At 39.4% G+C, this 5,672-nt stretch carries 8 protein-coding genes; 2 read left to right on the plus strand and 6 right to left on the minus strand.

Features of this window, described 5'->3' with window-relative positions; genetic code table 11:
- Nucleotides 1–53: 53 nt before the first annotated feature.
- Nucleotides 54–569: a YwhD family protein gene (locus AC06OU_RS07290; protein ID WP_475854956.1), complete on the minus strand. Its 516-nt coding sequence runs from the start codon at nucleotides 567–569 to the stop codon at nucleotides 54–56.
- Nucleotides 570–636: 67 nt separating this feature from the next.
- On the opposite strand from AC06OU_RS07290, the gene AC06OU_RS07295 reads away from it, so the two are divergent.
- On the plus strand, nucleotides 637–822 hold the full coding sequence (locus tag AC06OU_RS07295) for a 2-hydroxymuconate tautomerase (protein WP_169361402.1): 186 nt from the start codon (nucleotides 637–639) through the stop codon (nucleotides 820–822).
- Nucleotides 823–840: 18 nt separating this feature from the next.
- Here AC06OU_RS07295 and AC06OU_RS07300 read toward each other — a convergent pair whose 3' ends face one another.
- The 3 genes from AC06OU_RS07300 to AC06OU_RS07310 all read right to left on the minus strand — a co-directional run bounded on the left by AC06OU_RS07300 (nucleotide 841) and on the right by AC06OU_RS07310 (nucleotide 3,026).
- Entirely contained in the window at nucleotides 841–1,356 is a 516-nt protein-coding gene (locus tag AC06OU_RS07300; protein WP_475854958.1) for a YwgA family protein, read from the minus strand.
- A 13-nt stretch (nucleotides 1,357–1,369) separates the two neighbouring features.
- Nucleotides 1,370–2,665, minus strand: coding sequence for an HD domain-containing protein (locus AC06OU_RS07305; protein ID WP_251557139.1), 1,296 nt, complete (start codon nucleotides 2,663–2,665; stop codon nucleotides 1,370–1,372).
- 133 nt (nucleotides 2,666–2,798) lie between these two features.
- Nucleotides 2,799–3,026, minus strand: a complete 228-nt coding sequence (locus tag AC06OU_RS07310) for a YuzB family protein (RefSeq protein WP_144539789.1) — start codon at nucleotides 3,024–3,026, stop codon at nucleotides 2,799–2,801.
- 156 nt (nucleotides 3,027–3,182) lie between these two features.
- Between AC06OU_RS07310 and AC06OU_RS07315 the strand changes: the two genes are divergently transcribed.
- Complete coding sequence (locus AC06OU_RS07315; protein WP_169361399.1) at nucleotides 3,183–3,806, plus strand: RsfA family transcriptional regulator; 624 nt, start codon at nucleotides 3,183–3,185, stop codon at nucleotides 3,804–3,806.
- Between the two features lie 99 nt (nucleotides 3,807–3,905).
- On the opposite strand, the gene lipL is transcribed toward AC06OU_RS07315, so the two are convergent.
- The gene (lipL, locus tag AC06OU_RS07320; RefSeq protein WP_475854961.1) at nucleotides 3,906–4,736 is read right to left on the minus strand and encodes an octanoyl-[GcvH]:protein N-octanoyltransferase; all 831 of its coding nucleotides are present in this window, start codon (nucleotides 4,734–4,736) and stop codon (nucleotides 3,906–3,908) included.
- A gap of 20 nt (nucleotides 4,737–4,756) precedes the next feature.
- The gene (gene pta / locus AC06OU_RS07325) at nucleotides 4,757–5,668 is read right to left on the minus strand and encodes a phosphate acetyltransferase (protein ID WP_475854963.1); all 912 of its coding nucleotides are present in this window, start codon (nucleotides 5,666–5,668) and stop codon (nucleotides 4,757–4,759) included.
- Nucleotides 5,669–5,672: the final 4 nt, after the last annotated feature.

Raw genomic sequence — 5,672 nt, forward strand, 5'->3', positions numbered from 1 at the left:
AACCGTCTAATCGGACTATGTTGTAATTAATTCATTGAAAAGTTATTTTAATATCATATTTCTAAATCTTGATGCAGCTTTTGTTCGCTTTGTTCCCACATTTGAGGATTGTGAGACTGTAAGAACTCCTTCAAGATTCCTTTTGAACGATCGTCCATAAAATCAACTAAGATTTGACGCTTCATGGACTTATCCATTCGATTGACATGGTCAGCTAAAATCTTATAACCACGTCGCTTCTCTCGATTTACTACCATCTCACAGGCAGCTACGCCTGCATAATAAGGGCCATCCTGTTTGTAATCAATTGTTACCCAAACTAACCAATATGGCTTTCCTCCAGCAGAATCTTCCCGATTGGTAGTAAATTTAATACCTCTTTCAGTATCGCTTCTTGCATGCATCGCACCAATTTCAACTTTGGCAGTGCCTTCTTCTATATCGATAATGACCGGAGAAACGTTCTCAAGTGAAAGAGAACCGATCCCATATCCCTTGTGACCATCAGTTGGATCGTTTTTAATAATGGTAAATCCTACTTTTTGTTTCGGTTTTTCTTCATTTGTCATGCGTATGCTCCTTTTCTTCTGTTATGATGTTAAGTATACTGATTATTTCTACAAAGGAGGTAACAAAATGCCATATGTAACAGTAAAAATGTTAGAAGGCCGTTCAGATGAACAAAAAAGAGAGCTAGTGGAAAAGGTTACTGCAGTAGTTGCAGAAACGACAAAAGCTCCTGTTGAGAATGTTGTCGTATTTATCGAAGAAATGCCTAAAAACCACTATGCGGTAGCTGGAACACTTCTTAGCGATAAATAAAGTAAACCAAAGCTATTCCTAGTGAATAGCTTTTTCATTCATCAAGTTCATCACAAACGAAAAAGCTTCCTCGATTTCCTCATCACTGTAATTCAACTTTCCTTTTACAACACGTACTTTTTCAATTTGTTCTTCCTTTGGAAAGTTCTCAAAGTAAAGCAATGTAGATACTAGCTCTAAAAACCGTGAGCTTTTCTCCTTCATTTGTTTAATGCAGGAATTTAATGCTGCACTAGGTTCAGAAATCTGAGCCATTTGAGTAAAGTGTTCCCCTGCATCGGTCATTTGATATTTATATTGGACGTACGAGCCTTTATCCTGACGCTCCTCCTGCAAAAATCCCATATTACAAAGTTCCTCTACACGTAAGGTTAGCTCTTCAGAGTATGGGCCATATATATGGAAATCATATTTCTCTTTATATGGAAATTGTAGTTTCTTTGCGATATAGACCATCTTTTGTAATTTTTTTCTTCCCGTGATCCCGTCTGCTGCTCCGATAAATTGTACAATTTTTGCATGTTCCTCTAACAATACAAACCCACCTCTATTTTAGTAAATCAAGTATTTGTTTCTTCAAAGCTTTCTTCTTGCCGTCTGCTGTCAAAAAGTCCTCTGGAAAGTATAATTTGTGATCTGTTCGTCGCTTACCCGAAATAGCTTCTACTACTTCCGATTGGCGAGAAAGTTCACGTATTTCTCCATTTGGCATTTGTAGGTGTATCGGGATACGCTCTCCCTCTTCTCCTGGTCGATAAAAATCGTAAGGCAAGTCTGATGACGAGTCAAACACCAAATAATATTCTGGATCTATTCCAACTCTCTTAAACAGTTGCTCTAATTCCTTCATTTTCACATAGTCTTTTGCCAAGTCAAATTCAATATATTGAAATAGTTTGCGGTTAACAAAACGATTACATAAATCAGACAAAATGGCGTCCTTTTCATTCATCCACAGCTGAAAATATGTTAGCAATACCCCTTCATCTAATGCTAAATAATCATTTAGAGTAAATGTCTTGTCGAAAAACCGAACAAAATGAGTAGGCTGCTGCTCAAAGGCATATCCGTTTTCACTTAATGCTTTTGCTCTATGCAAAATTTTCGTAAGAATGACTTCTGCACTTCGTGAAACTGGGTGGAAGTATACTTGCCAATACATTTGGTAGCGACTCATAATATAATCCTCTACCGCGTGCATACCAGTAGATTTAATAACTACCTGGTCATCGAGCGGTCTCATCACTCGTAAAATACGTTCCATATCAAAATGACCATAGCTTACCCCTGTAAAATAAGCGTCTCTTTGTAAGTAATCCATACGGTCTGCATCTATTTGGCTTGAAATAAGACTTACCACTTGCTTGTTGGGATAAGTTTTTCCTATTACATCGGCAACTTTTTGAGGAAAATCAGGACTGACTCTTTTAAGTACCTCGTTAACCTCTGTATCTCCAAGTAAGATTTGCTTTGTAAATTCCTCATGATCCAATCCAAATACATTTTCAAAGGCGTGAGAAAATGGTCCATGTCCCAAATCGTGTAGCAATGCTGCACATAATACTACCAGTCTTTCAGAAGGGTCCCATTCTGGTCTTCCTTCAAAACTATCATCTACGATGCGACGGACGATTTCATATACACCTAACGAGTGATTAAATCTGCTATGTTCTGCCCCATGAAAGACTAGATAAGTAGTACCCAGCTGTTTAATGCGACGAAGCCGTTGAAATTCCTTTGCCCCAATCACGTCCCAAATTACTTGATCTCGAACATGAATATAACGATGGACTGGATCCTTAAATACTTTTTCTTCTGCTAGCTTTTGCGTAGCATAGCTCATATCTCACCCTCCATGTCTCTTAAAAATGTAGCTCACTTCCTATTAACTAAAGTATAAAGAAAAAAGCCGCTTATGGAAAGGCGGCAATAGTTCGTTACATATAGGATAACCTTCTTGCAAGGAATGTCTATTATTATGATTCCAGCTTGGCGCGTACTTTCTCCATTAATTCGTCCTCAGTTAAAGCTGCCACTGGACGATTATTTATAAAAGCAAACGTCTTTTTACGCCCTGGACCGCAGTAGGACTGACATTCTTTAATCTCAACCTCTGCCTCTGGATCGATTGCTTTTAGCTTTGGAATTAATGTTTTTAAATTAACGGCCTGACACTCATCGCAAACTCGAAAATGGTTTGCCATAGTACACAACCCTTTCTATAAATAGATATTGTCTACACGTCATTGTATCTTAAAGTTTATATTGCTATCAAGTGTAAATTACGTGAATAAAAGAGCGATATGTTGTCCATGATGTTAATAGAACAACGAAACTATGAACATGGTAGGAGGACAAACATGGTAAAAATCAGACAAGACGCATGGATGAGAGAAAACGATGAATTGTTAGCTGAATTGGTGTTAAGACACGTTCGCGAAGGTAGCACCCAGTTAAACGCATTTGAGGAAGCTGGTGACGAGTTAAACCGAACAGCAGCAGCTTGTGGATTTAGATGGAATGCAGTAGTTCGCCATCAATATGAAACAGAGCTAAAAGAAGCAAAGAAAGAACGCAAAGAAAAGCTTCGTATTTTAGGAAAAGATTACAGACGTAGAGGAAATGGAATCTACCTAGCGAAACCTCAGGAAGAGGGAGAACGCACTCAATCTATTCCGGTTTCTGCATTATCAATAGATATAATCATTGCTTATCTAGTACGACTGCAGCACAGTGATTCAGATATTTCTAGATACCGTCATATGGCAACAATTTCAAATGAAAAGATTCGTAAGTTAGAAAGCGAGCTTGCCAAACTCGAAAAAGAAAATGCTGCTATTAAACAAGATTACGAGCAATTCGTACAAATCATGAACCGTGCCCGTCGACTAGTAACATTAAACGACGAAGAAATGCCAGCAGTGCCAGTATTTCAAATGGAGAAAAACGGCAACCTAGTAACAAAAGAACCACCAACCGTTTAATGGATTGGTGGTTTTTTTTCTGATTATATTAGCATTTCGTTGTAGTTAGATAGACAAGCTCAATGTGCGGAAAAATACTTTTTTGTGCGTATGATTTGGTTATCCTTCTAGCATTTTTTGATTTCGTTTTAGTACTCTTTCTAAGTAGAACCGATAAAGTTCTGCTTCTTCCTGAATAAGTGATTGAGAGACCACTTGATCGGACCTCTGATGCAGTAGTTGTTGGATTCGAATGACTACATCCTGCACCGTAAAGGTCGCTTGAAGCAGCTCATTAAGTGAAGCCATGACCTCAGGATTTATACTAGGGTAACTAAACTTAGTATCTTCTCCCTGAACCCCTATTTCATAAAACTCTTGAATAAGGCGAGCTCTTTCGCTTCCGCTTCCTTCAACGCAAAGGTACACCTGGACGGCTATGCCTTGTCTCAATCTTCGTTGAGAGATCCCAGCAAATTTCTTGCCTCCAATACTTAAATCATAGGATCCGGGACAATATGAGCCTACTATTTCATAAGCTTCTATTTTTCCCTGAGCCTCTGGGAAAAGTTGCTGGACAAAAGCCAACATAACCTCGTAGCCAGTAGGTTTGTCTATGGAATTTTCCTTTTCAGACAACACAATTGATATATTTAGGACGCCCTCATCTAATACAACCGCAAGTCCTCCTGAATTTCGAACGATAGGATTGTAGCCTCGCGTACGCAAGAAATCTTGAGCCTCTTCTACAAAAGGCAATCTATGATCCTGAATTCCCATTACTACGGTTTGATCATGTACCCACGTTCTTACGGTTGCTGGGGACTGCCCCTGACCGACTACATGACAAAGTAAATCGTCAGCTGCAAAGGATTCCAATGCAGAGCGGCTTTTTCCGCTAAGTGACTGATCCCAAACACGCCATGTTTGTTGCTCCAATAAAACATCTATTTCTGACATCCCTATTCTCCTTAATCTAGTGCTTGAGCTGCTGTAATATAAGCAAGCTTGTATACATCCTCTGCATTGCAGCCTCGTGACAAGTCATTTACTGGGGCATTTAATCCCTGCAGTATCGGCCCAATTGCTTCAAATCCTCCAAGACGCTCTGCTATTTTATATCCTATATTGCCTGACTCCAACGAAGGAAAAACAAAAACATTTGCATCTCCTCTCACTGTGGCACCTGGTGCTTTTTTATCTGCAATGGACGGAACAATACTTGCATCGAATTGAAGCTCTCCTTCTATCACTAGCTGAGGTGCGCGTTCTCTTGCAAGCCTTGTTGCTTGGACGACTTTGTCCGTCTCCTCCGATTTTGCGGAACCTTTAGTAGAAAAAGATAGCATTGCCACCTTTGGCTCTATACCAAATGCAGCAGCTGTCTTAGCTCCCTCCACTGCAATTTCTGCCAAGTCATCACTTGTCGGAGCAATTGTAATGGCACAGTCGGCAAAAATATAGCGTGTATCATTCTTTACCATTAGAAATGCCCCACTAGTCTTTGTAATTCCAGGCTTGGTTTTGATAATTTGTAAGGCCGGTCGCACAGTTTCTGCCGTTGTATGTGCTGCTCCACTTACTAGCCCGTCCGCTTTTTTTGTATAAACAAGCATTGTGCCAAAATAGTTAACATCCTTTAATATTTCTCTTGCCTCTTCTATAGTCACTTTACCATTGCGTCTTTCCACAAAAGCATTTACTAGTTCGTCCATATGTTCATAGGTTGCTGGGTTCAACACCTGTAAGCCACTTGGAATATCGCGTTCATTTCCTATGACAATAGGCTGAATTACTCCCTCTTCATGCAATTTTAATGCTGCCCCAATTATTCTTGGATCGTTTCCCTCTGGTAATATAATGGTTACATTTTTACTTTGCAGCTTG

It is taken from the genome of Psychrobacillus sp. (assembly GCF_056205495.1).